Source organism: Halorubellus sp. JP-L1, assembly GCF_011440375.1.
GTDB lineage: Archaea > Halobacteriota > Halobacteria > Halobacteriales > Natrialbaceae > Halorubellus.
The window spans coordinates 1-15,230 of the sequence record NZ_JAAOIR010000003.1 but is presented as its reverse complement, the minus strand read 5'-3'; the positions used below and the strand labels follow the sequence as shown (position 1 = coordinate 15,230).

19 protein-coding genes are annotated in these 15,230 nt (G+C 68.0%); 6 read left to right on the top strand and 13 right to left on the bottom strand.

Going from position 1 to position 15,230, the window contains the following annotated elements; genetic code table 11:
* Nucleotides 1-85 precede the first annotated feature (85 nt).
* Nucleotides 86-1,594 (top strand): glycoside hydrolase family 68 protein, encoded by a 1,509-nt coding sequence (locus tag G9C85_RS13860; protein ID WP_166041034.1) that lies wholly within the window; start codon nucleotides 86-88, stop codon nucleotides 1,592-1,594.
* A gap of 57 nt (nucleotides 1,595-1,651) precedes the next feature.
* On the opposite strand, the gene G9C85_RS13855 is transcribed toward G9C85_RS13860, so the two are convergent.
* From G9C85_RS13855 to G9C85_RS13825, 7 genes are all read right to left on the bottom strand, one after another.
* Nucleotides 1,652-2,515, bottom strand: coding sequence for a phosphatase PAP2 family protein (locus tag G9C85_RS13855; protein ID WP_166041032.1), 864 nt, complete (start codon nucleotides 2,513-2,515; stop codon nucleotides 1,652-1,654).
* A 175-nt stretch (nucleotides 2,516-2,690) separates the two neighbouring features.
* The gene (locus G9C85_RS13850) at nucleotides 2,691-2,900 is read right to left on the bottom strand and encodes a DUF1328 domain-containing protein (RefSeq protein WP_166041029.1); all 210 of its coding nucleotides are present in this window, start codon (nucleotides 2,898-2,900) and stop codon (nucleotides 2,691-2,693) included.
* Between the two features lie 167 nt (nucleotides 2,901-3,067).
* Nucleotides 3,068-3,853 carry a formate/nitrite transporter family protein gene (locus tag G9C85_RS13845; RefSeq protein WP_166041027.1) on the bottom strand — a complete coding sequence of 262 codons (786 nt, stop codon included), beginning with the start codon at nucleotides 3,851-3,853 and terminating at the stop codon, nucleotides 3,068-3,070.
* 24 nt (nucleotides 3,854-3,877) lie between these two features.
* Nucleotides 3,878-4,147: a hypothetical protein gene (locus G9C85_RS13840; RefSeq protein ID WP_166041025.1), complete on the bottom strand. Its 270-nt coding sequence runs from the start codon at nucleotides 4,145-4,147 to the stop codon at nucleotides 3,878-3,880.
* Nucleotides 4,148-4,290: 143 nt separating this feature from the next.
* Nucleotides 4,291-5,376 (bottom strand): hypothetical protein, encoded by a 1,086-nt coding sequence (locus G9C85_RS13835; protein ID WP_166041023.1) that lies wholly within the window; start codon nucleotides 5,374-5,376, stop codon nucleotides 4,291-4,293.
* Nucleotides 5,377-5,449: 73 nt separating this feature from the next.
* Nucleotides 5,450-5,764 (bottom strand): hypothetical protein, encoded by a 315-nt coding sequence (locus G9C85_RS13830; protein WP_166041021.1) that lies wholly within the window; start codon nucleotides 5,762-5,764, stop codon nucleotides 5,450-5,452.
* Nucleotides 5,765-5,855: 91 nt separating this feature from the next.
* Nucleotides 5,856-6,824, bottom strand: coding sequence for a sugar phosphate isomerase/epimerase (locus G9C85_RS13825; protein ID WP_166041019.1), 969 nt, complete (start codon nucleotides 6,822-6,824; stop codon nucleotides 5,856-5,858).
* A 177-nt stretch (nucleotides 6,825-7,001) separates the two neighbouring features.
* Between G9C85_RS13825 and G9C85_RS13820 the strand changes: the two genes are divergently transcribed.
* The 4 genes from G9C85_RS13820 (at nucleotide 7,002) to G9C85_RS13805 (ending at nucleotide 9,599) form a co-directional block, all read left to right on the top strand.
* Entirely contained in the window at nucleotides 7,002-7,853 is an 852-nt protein-coding gene (locus tag G9C85_RS13820; protein WP_166041017.1) for a YihY/virulence factor BrkB family protein, read from the top strand.
* Between the two features lie 135 nt (nucleotides 7,854-7,988).
* Nucleotides 7,989-8,537 carry a hypothetical protein gene (locus tag G9C85_RS13815; protein WP_205254369.1) on the top strand — a complete coding sequence of 183 codons (549 nt, stop codon included), beginning with the start codon at nucleotides 7,989-7,991 and terminating at the stop codon, nucleotides 8,535-8,537.
* Between the two features lie 38 nt (nucleotides 8,538-8,575).
* On the top strand, nucleotides 8,576-9,109 hold the full coding sequence (locus G9C85_RS13810; protein WP_166041015.1) for a hypothetical protein: 534 nt from the start codon (nucleotides 8,576-8,578) through the stop codon (nucleotides 9,107-9,109).
* Between the two features lie 154 nt (nucleotides 9,110-9,263).
* Nucleotides 9,264-9,599 (top strand): hypothetical protein, encoded by a 336-nt coding sequence (locus G9C85_RS13805; protein ID WP_166041013.1) that lies wholly within the window; start codon nucleotides 9,264-9,266, stop codon nucleotides 9,597-9,599.
* Between the two features lie 36 nt (nucleotides 9,600-9,635).
* On the opposite strand, the gene otsB is transcribed toward G9C85_RS13805, so the two are convergent.
* The 4 genes from otsB to G9C85_RS13785 all read right to left on the bottom strand — a co-directional run bounded on the left by otsB (nucleotide 9,636) and on the right by G9C85_RS13785 (nucleotide 12,982).
* Nucleotides 9,636-10,442 (bottom strand): trehalose-phosphatase, encoded by an 807-nt coding sequence (gene otsB, locus G9C85_RS13800; protein WP_166041011.1) that lies wholly within the window; start codon nucleotides 10,440-10,442, stop codon nucleotides 9,636-9,638.
* Nucleotides 10,429-11,976, bottom strand: a complete 1,548-nt coding sequence (locus G9C85_RS13795) for a trehalose-6-phosphate synthase (RefSeq protein WP_166041009.1) — start codon at nucleotides 11,974-11,976, stop codon at nucleotides 10,429-10,431. Before G9C85_RS13795 ends, otsB begins: the two co-directional genes overlap by 14 nt.
* A 125-nt stretch (nucleotides 11,977-12,101) precedes the next feature.
* Nucleotides 12,102-12,281, bottom strand: coding sequence for a DUF1328 family protein (locus G9C85_RS13790; RefSeq protein ID WP_166041609.1), 180 nt, complete (start codon nucleotides 12,279-12,281; stop codon nucleotides 12,102-12,104).
* A 197-nt stretch (nucleotides 12,282-12,478) separates the two neighbouring features.
* Nucleotides 12,479-12,982 (bottom strand): hypothetical protein, encoded by a 504-nt coding sequence (locus G9C85_RS13785; protein ID WP_166041007.1) that lies wholly within the window; start codon nucleotides 12,980-12,982, stop codon nucleotides 12,479-12,481.
* Between the two features lie 311 nt (nucleotides 12,983-13,293).
* On the opposite strand from G9C85_RS13785, the gene G9C85_RS13780 reads away from it, so the two are divergent.
* Nucleotides 13,294-13,935: a helix-turn-helix domain-containing protein gene (locus tag G9C85_RS13780; protein WP_166041005.1), complete on the top strand. Its 642-nt coding sequence runs from the start codon at nucleotides 13,294-13,296 to the stop codon at nucleotides 13,933-13,935.
* A gap of 167 nt (nucleotides 13,936-14,102) precedes the next feature.
* On the opposite strand, the gene G9C85_RS13775 is transcribed toward G9C85_RS13780, so the two are convergent.
* Nucleotides 14,103-14,375, bottom strand: a complete 273-nt coding sequence (locus G9C85_RS13775; RefSeq protein ID WP_166041003.1) for a hypothetical protein — start codon at nucleotides 14,373-14,375, stop codon at nucleotides 14,103-14,105.
* Nucleotides 14,376-14,938: 563 nt separating this feature from the next.
* The coding region (locus G9C85_RS18965; RefSeq protein ID WP_240148902.1) for a hypothetical protein at nucleotides 14,939-15,230 on the bottom strand (292 nt) is incomplete at its 5' end.

Here is a 15,230-nt window from a genome sequence, read left to right as displayed (position 1 = left end):
GTCGGCTGAGTTTCCACTGCAGGCCCGGTCGGTATCCCTCCCCGTCGCCTCCTATCAACGTACCCAGCGAGGGCTCGAACACACCATGACCGACAGAGACGCCAGCGACGACCGACGAACCGAATCATGGACGGGCGGGTTCTCTCGCCGCCACGTCCTCGCAGGAACCACCGCAGTAGGCGCGAGCGCGCTCGTCGGGTCGGGGCTCGGCGCGGCCTCGACCGGAGCCAACGCAGAGCACTGCTTCGAACCGTTCGGGGATGACCCGACCGCGACCTGGGAGATCTCCGACGCCCGGCAGATCGAACTCACCGAAGACAACACCGCACCCGTCATCGAGGAACTCACGGACATCGCCCCGAACCTCTGGGTGTGGGACTACTGGCCGCTCCGCGAGATGGACGGCTCCGTCGCGTGCATCGACGGCTGGAACGTCATCTTCGCACTGACGTCGCCGGACGCCCTGCTCCCCGGGAAGCGCCACGACGTCGCCGAGATCCGATACTTCTACTCTCGCGACGGCCAGGACTGGCAGCTCGGCGGGCCGATATTCGAGCCGAACCGGGCACTCGGCAACCGTCAGTGGGCCAGCTCGGCCGTCGTCGACTCCGAGACCCGGGAGGTGTACTTCTACTACACCGCCGTCGGCGACCAGGAGAACGTCGAAGACACGTACCCACCCGTCGAGGGCGGTATCACGTACGAGCAACGCATCGCGCTCGCACACGGCGCGAAGGTCGTCGCGAGCGATAGCGGGATCGACTTCGAGCGGCGCTGGGACCACGAGATACTGCTCACTGCGGACGGCGAGTACTATCAGACGATGGACCAGGCGGGCGACGGCATCGTGTACGCGTTCCGGGACCCGTGGTTCTTCATGGACGAGGACACCGGCTGTAAGTATCTCGTGTGGGAGGCGAACACGCCCGTCGACCCCGAGAACACGCCGTGCGAGACTCAGAATCTCGACCAGGGCGACTACCTCAGCGGCGTCGCCGCAGAGGGCGCGCAGTACAACGGGAACATCGCCATCGCCGTCTCGAAGGACGGCAGCATGACCGACTGGGAACTCGCGCCGCCGCTCCTCGACGCGACCTGCGTGAATCAGCAGCTCGAGCGCGGGAACATCGTGAAGATGAACAACAGGTACTACCTGTTCGCTATCAGCCACAAGTTCACGTTCGCGCCCGGCATCGACGGTCCCGACGGCCTCTACGGCTGGGTCGCGGACTCCATCCACGGCGACTACGAGCCGCTGAACGGGACCGGGCTCGTTCTCGCCAACCCCTCGGAGGCACCGTTCCAGGCGTACTCGTGGATTCCGGTCCCCTACGATGACGAGGACAAGGTCGCGCTGCTCAGCTACTACAACTACCACGACTTGGGCGAGAAGACGCTGAAGGACGTCGGCGACTTCTCCGAGGACCGCCAGCGCGAGGTGTTCGGCGGGACGCTCGCGCCGACGATCGTCATCTCCATCGACGGCACCGAGACGTCGTTCGTCGAGGAGCTCCCGGCGGGCTACGTGCCCTCGGAGTGCTCAGATCTCGACGGGAACGACGGTGACGATGGCGGGAGCGACGACGGGAACTGATCTTCGCCCGTCGCTCCAGCGGTCGACACCGCCGAAGTGGCGGGGACGACGGTGCGGTCACGCACTCGCGTCGCCCGACTCGATGCCGTCGCGGCGTCGCATCTCGTAGAAACTCGCTGCTTCTGGGATGGCGAGGATGGTGGCGCCGAGCAGGGCGCTCAGGCCGAACGCGAGCAGGGAGCCGGTGGCTTCGAGCGTCGACAGGTAGCCGACACCGAGGACGAGCGGGAGGACGAGGACGCCGAGGACGGCGCGGTTCCGGCGGCGCGCTATCTCTGGGATGGGACGGAGCACCGGCCAGGAGACGACGGCGCCGACGGCGAGGCCGACCGTGACGACGCCGTCCTGACTGGCGCCGCTGACGACGACGGCCGCCACCGCGACGGCGACCGCGGCGACGAACGCGCGGAGGGGGTCGTGCTTCGTGGCGGCGACCGCGAGCGCGACGAACGCGAGACCGACGGCGACGCCGGCGACGACGTCGCGGACGAAGTGCACGCCGAGGGCGACCCGCGAGAACGCGACGATAGCGACGAGCGCGCCCGCGAGCCCGTACCGCTGCCAGGCCTCGCCGATCTCGCCGTCGTAGGCGAGGATCCCGTACCCGATCGCGGCGGACGTTGCGTGCCCGCTCGGGAAGCTGTAGCCGCCCGTCGCGACGAAGGCGACCTCCGACGGCGGGCGCGGCGCGAGGAAGTAGTACTTGAGCGCGGTGATGAGCGCGAACCCGGCGACGGCGATCCCGAACGCGTGCGCTCCGCGCCGGTGGTCGCCGAACCAGTAGTCGAGGACGAACACCGCCATCAGTAGCCCGGGATTGCCCAGTTCCGTGACGACGGCGAGGAGGGGTAGCAGCCACGCGGGGACGAGCTCGCGTACGAACTCGCTCGCCTCGGGCCCGAGGAGCTGGTACAGGTTCACGGCGTTAGGTTCCGGCTTTCGAACTAAGAGGGTGTCGGTGCAAGTGCAACCCCGCACCAGATAGTTCACCCAGTCGACTTCCTCGATCCGTCTCGGGGCTCTGGGTAGCGCCATGCTCGCCACTGCGGTGTCGCACGACCTGGCGGCAGGGACGGGGGGTATCCCCCATCGGGCGTCAGAACAGGAACGTGAGGACGGCGAGGACGATGAATATGATGACGAGCCACTTGGCGATGTCCATACTCAGCCCCGCGACGCCGCTGGCTCCGACGATCCCCGCGACCAGCGCGAGGACCAGGAACACGATCGCGAGCCAGATGAGGTCTCCGCCGAACTGTAGCGGTACGAGTGGAACTCCGCTGAGCACTGTCTGGGAAAGCGCCATACGTCTCCTCGATCGTCCAGCCACTTAGTTAAGACAACAGTATCGTTCAGTCAAATGGTCGTTTGTTCCATCACGAGTGGAGTACGCCCTGCGTGACGTCCACCGTCGCGCTACGCCGTCCTGGCTCTCGCGGGGCGGCGTGATCGACTCCGCCTCACTTCTCCGGGTCAGTCTTCGGATTCGCGTGCGCCGATGCCCTGACCGACGTGCGTGAGCGTGACGAGCCCGACGCCGCCGACGAGGTTCCCCGCGGTGACGACCGCGGTCGTCTCCGCGAGCGACCCCGGGGCGACGTTCGCACCGAGGACGAACCCGATGGCGACGTGGAGGACGGTGACGACGACGTGGTCGAACGGACCGAGCGCGAGGAAGACGCCGACGACGTACGAGAGCGCGATGCGACTGGACGTCTCGCTGGTGGTGGCCAGGAGGAACGACAGCAGGGCGACGAGCGCCCCGCCGACGAACGCTCGGACGAACTCGACGACGTCCGGCCGCCGCACGGCCTCCTCGGCGAACCGGACGAGCGCCTCCGCGCTCCCCGAGGGAAGCGCGCCGTCGACGGAGAGCACGCCTACGAGCACGAAGCCACCGAGGAGGTTGAGGACGAACGTCACCGCCCACAGTCGCGCGATCGCTCCCACCCGCCAGGAGTCGTCGTCGAACGAGGCCGCGATGGGGTCGAAGAAGTTCTCGTTGAACAGCTCCGTCCGCCCGACGACGAGGAAGACGAGGCCGGGCCCGAACGCGAGTGCGCCGGCGAGCTTCGCCAGCTCGCTCGACACCGGGTGGACGATGCCCTCGACGATGCCGAGCGCAATGATTCCGAATACGACTGTGAACCCCGCGATGAACGACGTCGAGACGAGCTCCAGCAGCGACTGGTCGAGGCGGCGCTCGCCCTCCTCGACCGCACGGTCGAAGATCTCGCCTGGATCGGGAACGTCGCTCACGAATCCTGCTCTCCGGGAGCCACGTCAGGACTCGATCTTCTCGACTATCTCCTCGGCCTTCGACGTCGCCTCGTCCTCGTCGACGTCGTTCGGGACGAGGACGCTCTGGACCACCCAGTCCTCGTTCCCCTTCTCGTCGCCCATCCGGACCTCCGAGCCCTCGACGACGGAACTGGCGGCGTTCTCCGCCCAGTCCGGCGTCCGGATCGTCTCGAAGTCGTCCGGGTCGCGGAAGCGGACGTGAACGAACTCGTCGGTCGACTCGACGTCCTTCACGCTGGGAACATTCGCCATGGTCGAACTCGGCTCTCCCGAGCGAAAAGTCCTCGACTTGCACAGGCGCGGCCGAATACAGCCACGAGCGAAGTCAAGCGACGGTTCGACGCGACGGTTCGCCGCGTCGCGGGCCCGCCGACGCGTCGGCTCGACCGATTCGATCAGGGCATCTCGTCGACGGGCGTGAACGTCCCGAACGTCGTCGTCATCTTCGCGATCGTCCCGATGCGGAGCCCGTACGCGAACAGGACGTTCAGCGGGAGGAGGACGACGCCGAGCCCGACGCTGACGACGATCAGGATGTACGGGTCGCCGAGGAAGATCGCGTCCCGCGAGTACAGGAGGATGATGCCCATGCTGACGATGACCGCGGGCAGGCCCGTGACGAGGATGAGTCGCGAGACCGTCGCCAGTTCTTCGTGGACGTACAGCGTCTTGAAGTAGTGTCGAGTGATGTTCACCTCCTCGAGCGCTTCCACGACCCGGTCGATCGCGCGTTCCTCGTCAGCTCGAAGGTTCGTGGTCGACGCCTTCAGTTCGCGAGCCTCGTGGTGGTACTGCGAGAACTCGTTCGTGAGTATCGGCTCGAGGACCTCGTAGAGCGTCATCCTGGGGTGCTGGAGGTCCTTCTCCACCTGCGTGCAGATGTTCCGGAGCGTTCCCGTCAGGTCCTCGAGGTCCGTCTGTGCGTCGTCGTCGTGTTCGGCACTGAATTCGTCCTCGAGCGCCCGCGTTCGCTCGTCGAGCGTCTCGATGAGCGACTGCAGGAACGCCGCGGGCATCGTCGAACTGACGGTCTGCTCGGCGTCCAGGCCCTCGACGTGCGTCCGGAACTCCTGGACGCTCTCGGTGCGCTTCCGGATGGTGTCGGGAGGCCCGATGACGCGCGAGAGGACGAGCTGGTTGATGGAGACCGTGACGGCGACGATGGTGAACACGCCCGTGATCGCGGAGGTGAACGTGCTCGCGATTAAGCTCGGGCTCGCGACGCCGACGACGCCGACGATGTCCGCGAGGATGAACGCGACCGTCGCCGCCGCTGAGAGCAGCCAGACCATCCGGCGCCGGTCGCCGCTGACCAGCAGCCAGTGGACGATTCGGTTCCGGTCGGACTCGCGCCCTGCGAGTTCCGGCTGTTCCGCGTCGACCCGTTCGTCTGGGACGCCGGTGTCTCCGCGGTCGTCGCCACCCGGTGCGTCGTCCACGTCGCCCTCCCCTCTTCGCCCCGTGCTCTCGCCGTCCGTCATCGGTCCGTCCTCTGCCCAGGAGCGTGCGTCGGCGTCGCGCGCTCGAGACCGGCCCAGAGTCTCATCGCGGGAGTCACCAGTCTCGAGTGTTCGCCCGCCGGTACTCGTCGATCTCGTCGCGCGCCGTCTCCAGGTGCGAGCGCGTCACCTCGTCCGCCTCCCCCGCGACGTCAGCGAGCTCGGACTCGATGGACTCGAGCTTGTCGCCTCGCGACTCCTCATCCTGGGTCTTCGCGTCAGTCTCCGTCCCGTCGCCCGCCTCCCCGTCCGTCGCGACCGCCGTCAGGCCCTCGTCGAGCGACCGCAGGTGCTCGCGGAGCGTCGGGTCGTCCGTGCGCTCGATCGCGCGCTCGATGGCCGCTTGCGCTGGCGCGAGATCCTCGTCCATGCCGTCGAGAACGGAGTAAGCGTCCAAAGCAAACGGGGTGGCACGTGCAGGGTCGACGGGAACGGGCCCCGGCGACCACGGTCGCTACGCGTCACTCCGTCCAGAACGCCTCGTCGGGCTCGGTCTCGAAGATCGCGCGCTCGAGGACGTCGACGGCCTTCTCTAGACCTTCGCGACTGCTCGTGAGCGCGTCCTCGTGCTCGATGCTGAGCGCGCCGTCGTACCCGACCATGCGGAGCGCGCTCACGACGTCCTTCCAGTGCTCCTCGCCGTGCCCGTACCCGACGGTGCGGAACAGCCAGGACCGCTCGAGTTCGTCGTCGTACGGTTTCGCGTCCAGGACGCCCTTCGTGCGGACGTTCGACTCGTACATCGCCGTGTCCTTCGCGTGCACGTGCTTGATGCGGTCGCGCTTCCCGAGGTAGCGGATCGCTTCGAGGACGTCCACGCCCTGCCAGTAGAGGTGACTCGGGTCGAAGTTCGCACCGATGTGGTCGTTCGTCTCGGACGCCAGGCGCTCCATCCCGTGGGGTTCGTGCACGAGCATGTTCGGGTGCATCTCGATGGCGACGTCGACGTCGCGGTCCGCGGCGTGCGCGGCGACGTCGCTCCAGTACTCGATCGCGACGTCCCACTGGTAGGCGAGGGCCTCGGCGTGCTCGGGCGGCCACGGCGCCGTGATCCAGTTCGGGACCGAATCACCGGGCGCGCCCGCCGGGAGCCCCGAGAAGCACGTGACGCAGTCGACGTCGAACTGGTCGGCGAGCTCGATCGCCGTCTGGAGGTCGTCGTCCGCCTCGCTCGCGCGTTCGTCGTCTGGATGCAGCGGATTGTTGTGCGTCGCGAGCGCGCTGATCTCCATGCCGTGTTCGTCCAGGGTGTTCTGGAGGGTGGTCTGGGCGTCCGGGTCGTCGAGGTACGTCTCCGGACGCATGTGCGTGGAGCCTGGATTGCCGCCGACGCCGGGCTCGATCGCGGTCACGCCGAGGTCGCTCAGGTACTCGATGGCCGCCTCGATCGACCGGTCGTAGAGCGGAGGCGTGTGAACGCCGATGTGCATACGCTGCACGTTCGCCCCAGCGGTTGTTAAGCGTACAGGGCGCGAATTCCTGACCCGCCTGGTCCTCGGATTCAGGTCACATCGACCGCACCGACGCTACCCTCGGCCGTGGTTGCGCGAACCCGACCGCGCACACGGAAGCCGGGGCGTTATTCGATTGCGGCCGCTTGAACCCGTATGTCCGTCATCGACGGGTTCGAGTCCCGACTCAGGAATCGCTCGCCACGCCTCTGGCGGATGTACGAGACGTTCACCGAACGGAACGTCTCGTTCATGGCCGGGAGCGTCGCGTTCTCCGCGTTTCTCTCGCTGCTCCCGCTGTTCGTCCTGCTGTTCGTCGTCCTGGGAGTCGTCGGCGACCAGGCGCTCATCGACCAGATCGTCGCCGCGACCGCCTCCTTCCTCCCCGCGCAAGCCCAGGAGCTCCTCGGTGCGGCCCTGCGTCGACAGTCCGGCGTGTCGAGCACGTCAATCATCAGCATCGTCGTCCTCGGCTGGGGCGCGCTCCGCCTGTTCATAAGCCTCGACACCGCCTTCCTCGAGATCTACTACGCGAACCCAGACGAGTCGTTTCTGGACAAGGCCACGGACTCGCTGGCCGCGCTCGGCGGCCTCCTGATCGCGGTCGTCGCGGTCGTCGTCGCCAGCACCGCGGTCGCGTTCCTCGACGTCCCCTACGCCGGCGTACTGATGCCGCTCGCGCTCGTGGTCGGACTCACCGTCGCCTTCCTCCCCATCTACTACTTCTTCCCGGACGTCGAGATGGAAGTCCGCTCGGCGCTCCCCGGAGCCCTGTTCGCGGCCGTCGGCTGGGCGGTGCTCCAGGCGCTGTTCCAGGTGTACGTCTCCTACGGCGGGTCGGGGGGTGGATCGGGGTTCCTCGGCGGCGCCATCCTCATCCTCACCTGGCTGTACTTCGCCTCGCTGATCGTGCTCGTCGGCGCCGTCGTCAACGCCGTCCTCTCGAACGACGTCCGCTCCGTCGACGTCGACGACCGGAACGCGACGTCCATGTACGGCGCCGCCTGAGGGACGTTCGTGACGTCGACTGCGGGACGTTCGTGGCGTCGCCGGAGGTCGAAGGTACGTTCGGCGCGGTCGCCGGCGGGGGCCTGCGACGCCCGGCAACACGTTCAAGCGGTCGCCGAGGCCATCGTCTACGGGATGCCAACGAGTCTCCGCCCGGCCGACGAGGACAGTGACGCGACCACGACCGGAGGGGACCGCTCCGGCTCGAACCGCCGTTCGCTGGCGCGAGCGGTCGCGAGCGGTGCCGTCGGCGGGCTCGTCGGGACGCTCGCGATGACCGCGTACCGCATCCCGCTGTTCGAGGGACTGCCGCCGACGGCCGAGTTCTGGGCGCAGTACGTCGGCGATGGCGACCCGTCGTCGTACCCGCTCCAGGCGCTCGCGCTACACTTCGGCTACGGCGCCGGCGCCGGGAGCGTCCTCGGGCTCGCGCTCTCGCGGCTCGGGGACGACCCCGGCGAGCGCGACGATCGCGTCACCCTCCTCGCCGGCGTCGCATACGCTCTCGTCCTCTCCGTGCTCGGTAATCGCATCCTCCTGGGACGACTCCTCGACGTCGACCTCGACGGCGAGGAACGCCTCGTCTTCCACGTCGGTCACGTCGTCTACGGGCTCGCACTCGGGACGTGGCTCGGGACCGCCGGCGCCATCGGGCGGTCGCGGTCCGACGCGGGACGCCCGTAGGGGCAATCGCTTTCCATCTGAAGTCCAAACCTCCTCGTATGGCCACCATCATCGGGGTCGAGAGCGCCGGCGGCGTCGTCCTCGCAGCCGACCGCCGACACGTGCAGAACGACGTCGTCGCGAACGACCAGGTCGACCGCATCCACGACCTCGGCGCCGCGCTCTGCGCGGCCGTCGGCGACCCCGGGAACGTCGCGGCGTTCACCCGGACGCTCGACGCGAAGGTCGACCGCTACCGGGACGACCACGGCCGGGAGCCGACGATCGACGCGGTCGGCGAACTCGCGGGCGAGGTCGCGGCCTCGACGGGCGTCGAGGCGCTCGTCGCCGGCCGAACTCCGTCGGGGAGCGTCGAACTCCGGACCGTCGACCGCGACGGCGGCGTTCTCCACGACGTCGCCGCGGCACGCGGCACCGGCGCGGCGACCGCACTCGGCGCGCTCGAGGCCGTCGACACGACCGCACCCATCGACGACGTCGAAGACGATCTCCTCGACGTCGTCGCGACCGTCCACGAACGCGACCCCGAGAGCGGCCCAGACGCCGACGTCGGAACGCTCGCCGCCACGTGAGAGCAGCGACTGGGCGTCGAGCCGCTCGAAGTCACGCGAGAGCAGCGACTGGGCGTCGGACCGTTCGAAGTCACCCGCGGGCACGGTCGTCGCGTCCCCGACACGACCGTTGCAGGCAGTCGACGTATCACCACGGGACTAGACGACTACAGCAATGCCAGCCCCCGACGACGACCCCGCTCGATTCGAGCGCATTCCACCCGACGACTCGCCGTTCGAGGACCTCAGGGACGTCCTCTCCGACCCCTACGGCCGCGCCGCCGTCACGTACCTCTACCGGACGGGCGGAACGGTCGACCTCGACGACCTCGCTCGCGGCTGCGTCGCACTCCTCGACGACAGCGAGCCCGAAGACGTCGGCGAGGAGAGCGTCCGCCGCGTCCGCACGTGGCTCCACCACGGGCATCTGCCGACGCTCGAAGCGTACGGCGTCGTCGACTACGACCCCGACGCCGACACCGTCCGCCTGTTCCAGCGCGACCGCCCGTAGCGGTGAGTCACGACGACCCGTCGACGCAGGGGTGAGTCACGACGACCCGTCGACGACGTCGGCGACCCACGAGAGGAACGGCGCAACCTCGTCCTGAGAGTCCACTCGGTAGTCCGCTGCCGACCCGTGGCCCGGTCCGACGTGGACGCCGACGTCCTCGTCGTCGAGCACGTCGAACGCGTCCTCGTCGGTCACGTCGTCGCCGACGTACACGATCCGTCGCACGCCCTCGAGGTGCTCGACGAGGTAGAGTATCGCCGACCCCTTGTCCCAGTCGATCGCCGGCCGAACCTCGAGTACCGCCTTCCCCTCGTTGACGCGGAGGTCCGGGTCGTCCTCGGGGACGACGTCGCGAACGCCGTCGCGGACGTTCTCGACGAGCGCCGGCGGCGTCCGCCGATAGTGCACGGAGAGCGTGAGGTCCTTGTCCTCGACCTCGCACCCGCGGACGTCGCCGACGCGCCCCTCGAGTTCCCGGCGGACCTCGCGGAGGTGAGGGCGATGCGTCGCCGCTGCGGGATGCACCTCGGTCTCCCCGCGGTGCTCGAGCTCGAGGCCGTGATTCCCCGCGTACACGACGCCCTCGACGCCGACGCGCTCCTTCAGGTCCGCGAGCGCGCGACCGCTGACGACGCCGACGGTCACGCCCGGGTGCGCCACGAGCGCCGCCAGCGCGTCGCGGCACGCCGCCGCGAGCTCCGGCTCGTCGGGCGTCGACGCGATCGGCGAGAGCGTCCCGTCGAAGTCCAGTCCCACGAACAGGCCGCCGTCGGTCCCGAGAGAGGACGCCACCGTCTCCAGGTGGTCGTCGATCCGCGGCGGGCGTCGCTCAGCGTCCACCATCGGTGACCGCCGGGAGCGCCGGTTCGGTCCGTGCGACCGCCGCCGCGAACGTCCGAACCCACTCGGACAGCGAGTCCGATACGACGTCGTCCCGGAGCAACGCGTGGCGGCGCCGCCGGTCCTTCAGGGACATGTTCAACGCGACCGTGATCGTCGCCGCGAACCCCGAGCAGTCCAGTGGCGACACCGAGAGCGCGGACCGCCCCAGGCGATCGTGTACGCCCGTCTGGTCGCTCAACACGAGTACGCCCGGCTCCGCGCGGTCCTGTGCCGCGACGTACTCCGGCGCGACGAGGTTCAGGCCGTCGCGGACCGCACTGACGATCCCGACGTCCGCGCGCCGGTACAGCCCGTACAGTTCCGCGGGCGACAGGCGGTCGGTCGTGTACACGATCGGCGTCCAATCCTCGGTCCCGAACCGGTCGTTGATCCGCGCGATCTCCGACTCCACGGTCTCCTGGACGGCCGCGTACTCGGGGATGCGCGACCGGCTCTCCGAGGCGTTCTGGACGTACGTGAGTTCGCCCCGCCACTCGGGTTCGGTCTCCCACACCGTCTCGAGCGCCCGCAGGCGTTCGGGGATGCCCTTCGTGTAGTCCAGGCGCTCGACGCCGAGCGCGATCGTCGCGTCCTCGCGAATGCCGTGCTCGGCGGCGAAGGACTCCCAGACGCCGGCGGCCTCGCCCTCTTCGGCGCCGTCCTCGACGCGGTCGACCTCGATCCCGAGCGGGCACTCGACGACGTCCGTCGCCTCGCCATCGTACTCGACCAGCCCGCGGTCGTAGTCCACGGCCGCGTCCTCTAGCGCACGGTCGACGCACTCCAGGAAGTTCCGGCTGTACCGCTCGACGTGGAACCCGAGCACGTCGTTCCCGAGGAGTCCGCGGAGGATGGCGCGACCGTGCGGGCACGCACGGAACGTGTCCCACGTCGGCCACGGGATGTGCCAGAACTGCAGGAGGCCGGCGCCGTCGGGCGCAGCACGTCGAACCATTCGCGGCGCAAGCGCCAGGTGGTAGTCCTGGAACCACACGATCGGGTCGTCGCCCGCACCGAGGTCGTCGGCGACGACGTCCGCGAACCGCTCGTTCACGTCGCGGTACCGCTGCCAGTACGACGGCTCGCTGTGGACGTTCCCCAGGAACCCGTGACAGATCGGCCAGAGAACACGGTTGCTGAACCCGTAGTAGTACCCTTCGACGTCGTCGTCGTCGAGCCACACGCGCCGCAGGTCGTACGCGGGGTCCTCCGGGGGAACGCGCACGCGGTCGTCCGCGTCGACGACCTCGCGGTCCGCGTCGCCGTCGCCCCACGCCACCCACGTTCCACCGGACTCGCGCAGGAACGGGTCGAGGCCGCTCGTCAGGCCGCCCGTCGCAGCGTCGACGACGACCTCGCCATCGTCGTAGTTGTGCGCGTACGGTTGCCGGTTCGAAACGACGACGAGGTCCCGTCCCGCGAGCACCGATCTCGCGTCGTCGTCTCCGAACTCGTCCGTCGCTGTCGCGTTACCGTTCGGCGTGTCCTGTTGCATGGATATGGAACTCACGCGCTCCAGCGAGCGCTCTGTCGGAGAGAGCGGGCTTCCATGGAAACCCGTGACGCCTGCAGGGGCAGGTTCGGCGCCCCAGGACCGCGTGACGGGCGCCGCTCCGCCCGCTACAGGAGGAGCGCGATGACCGCGAGGATGATGAAGAGGATGATGAAGATCCGAGCGATCTCCATGCTGATGCCGGCGACCCCTCGCGCGCCGAGGAGCCCGGCGACGAGCGCGAGCACGAAGAACGCGACGGCGAGGTACAGGAAGTCTCCCGTGAACTGGAGCGGGATCCCCTCCATTGCCTGGAGTACTGTGTGCGACGCCACACGGTCGACGGCAGTGAACCTCTCGATGAACATTGGTTCGTCTCTCCCATCCAACCCCGAACCGTTAGTTATTGCCAGGATACCGAGTCCGATAGGGAAGCGACCACCTCGTTGCGCCGTACTCGCGCACTCCTCTCTTCCGGGAGTCCGTTGGGTCGCGCTGTCCGCGTCTATTCGTCGTCGGAGGTCCGCGTGGTGTCGTCGTCCGGAACCGGATCGGTCGTCGCACCGGCCGCGCCGCCGTCGGCGTCGGACGGCCCTGTCCCGCTGCCATCGTCGGCGGACCCGGATCCGTCGTCGTCCGTGATCGGGACCGTCGCCGCGACCCCACCGTCGTCGTCGTGGTCGTGGCTCGACGACCGCCGTCGGCGCACGAACGCTACTACAGCCGCGATGCCGAGACCAGCCAGCAGCGCGCCGAAGCCCGGGTGGCGAGACAGGAATCCGCCCGACCCACGCGACGAGTCGCGGTCACTCGGACTCCGCGAGGAGTCCCCACGGTCGCCCGCTCGGCCACGACTCACCCCGCCGTGGACGTCCGCGGCCTCGAGTTCGACGGATTCCGCGGCCTCGAGTGCTTCGAGCGTCGCTTTCTTCGCCGATTCTCGCAGTCGCTCCGCCGTCGATGCCGCTGCGTCCTCGGTCGCCGGCCGCTGCGATCCAAGCGTGTTCATGCCGCCGGAGGTACCCGGGCGTCGCCCAAGACCATTGGGCTTGCACACCGCAGTCCCGACCGCCTCCCGCGGGGACGGCTCCCCGCCCGGAACCGGTTCGTTTACCCGGAAAATCACCACGTACCGTCGGTCGAACAGTCAGGTTATTGGCAAGATGGGTCGCCGAAATCACGGGCCACAGGCATTCACGCGAATTATGATGACCGAAACCAGCGCAAAGCACCTCTTTCGGAGCCGGGTACTTTCCACGCCGACGTCGTTCACAAGTATCATCCCTATAGTAATCCCCGTCATCGGCCAACGACCAAGGCATGGGAACAATCGTCGATGCAACCATGCCCGCCGACCAGTTCGCGCTCGCGGACACGTTCGCGCAACTCCCCGACGTCGAATGCGAGACCGTCCAGCTCGTCGCGAACGACGACGACAGCGTCGCACCCTTCGTCTGGTTGTCGGCCTCCGACATGGACGACGTCCACGAGGCGCTCGAAGCAGACTCCTCCACGCGCGACGTCGAGCGCCTCCTCGAGAAGGAAGACCGCTCGCTCTACCACGTCACGTGGCAGGCTCGCATCCGCATCGTCGTCTACCTCCTCGGCGTCGAGGACGGGACGCTCCTCGACGCACGCGGCGAGAACGGCCGGTGGGAACTCCGCATCCTGTTCCCGTCGCACGACTCGGTGTCGGCCACGTACGACATCTGCCAGCAGCACGGCGTCGACCTCACGATCCACCGCGTGAAGGGCGTCGTCGAGTCGATAGACCGGACCGGGAAGGAACTCACGGACAAACAGTACGAGGCCCTCGCCGCCGGGATCGAATCCGACTACTATCACGTCCCCCGTGGCCGTAGCCTGGAGGAGCTCGCGAACGAACTCGACATCTCGCACCAGGCGCTCTCGGAACGACTCCGCCGCGGCCATCGAACGCTCATCCAGCAGACGCTCAAGTAACGACGAGTGCGACGACGCAGAACCGCCGCATAATTGGCGCTGTCGGGGGCCTGTCCGCGATCTTCTCGTTGGAACTCGAGTAGAGAGTCGCGCGGTCAGATTGCTGGCGTCGCCACTCGTCGACACCGAGTGACCGCACCGTCGCGATCGAACAGCTCGAGCGCGAGTTACCGTCGGCTCGGTGGTCGCGTGTACCTGAGGTTCGATCCCTCGATTCCCGCGGGGTCGTCCGGTAGCTGACGCGCTCGGCCCCTCTCGTCGAGCCGCTCCGCGAGCCGTCTTTTCGCGAGTTCGAGGCACTCCTCGAACACGGCCTTTCGCGCATCGAGGCGCTCGGCCGTGGTGGGGTCATCGTCGTTCTGCGACCCACGACAGTACCGCTGGTGGGTGTCGAGATCCTGATACGGGACCTTCTGTTCGCACCCGTCACAGATGGGCATGATACACGTCACCGTTCGCGGGACTCCACCTTGACTGTTGGGCCTGTGTGCTTGTCCCCGAGCCCCGTCCACGAGTCGATCTAGGGGTACGGGCGAGTGGATTCGAGCGAGTTCGAGCCTGTAGGTGGCCGCCGGTGCACGAGCCGACTCCGTCGACGGAGTCGTCGCCACGGCTCGACGGCCGATGGCTCGCCGCGCTGGTTCCGGGGTGACGGGCACGTCACTCTGGACGGCCGATGCGGGATCCAGATGCCTTTCGAGCAGCGTAACCCACGGTTTCCCGAACGGTAGCACGCCGTAATGTCCTCATGACCACCGTAACGCCCCCACGATCGAGGGCCGTTCCCCGGTCATCCATCGTTCTAACCCCGACCGTTCACGGGTTCGTCCGAACCGTTCACTGTCCCAAATTGGAGACTACCCCAGGCCAGCTGCTCGTTAGGCACATAATGAATATACTGGCTCTGGCCGTACGACGCGATGGCGTCAGATACCCAGACGGCGGTGGGTTCAGTCCATCGCACGCGATAACGCCACCCAATACACCCATGAGACGATACCAATCACGAAACCGATCGAGTTCGCGCGACCGAAGCCAGGGACACGAACAGCACGGCCAGCAGGGTCAGCAGGGACAGCAACACCAGCAAGGCCAGGGCCAGCAACATCAGCAGGGACAGCACGGCCAACAGAACCAGCGAGGCCAGCAGGGCCAGCACGGTCAGCAGGGCCAGCAGGGCCAGCACGGTCAGCAGGGCCAGCAGGGCCAGCACGGTCAGCAGGGCCAGCAGGGCCAGCACGGTCAGCAGGGCCAGCACGGTCAGCAGGGCCAGCACGGTCAGCAGGGCCAGCACG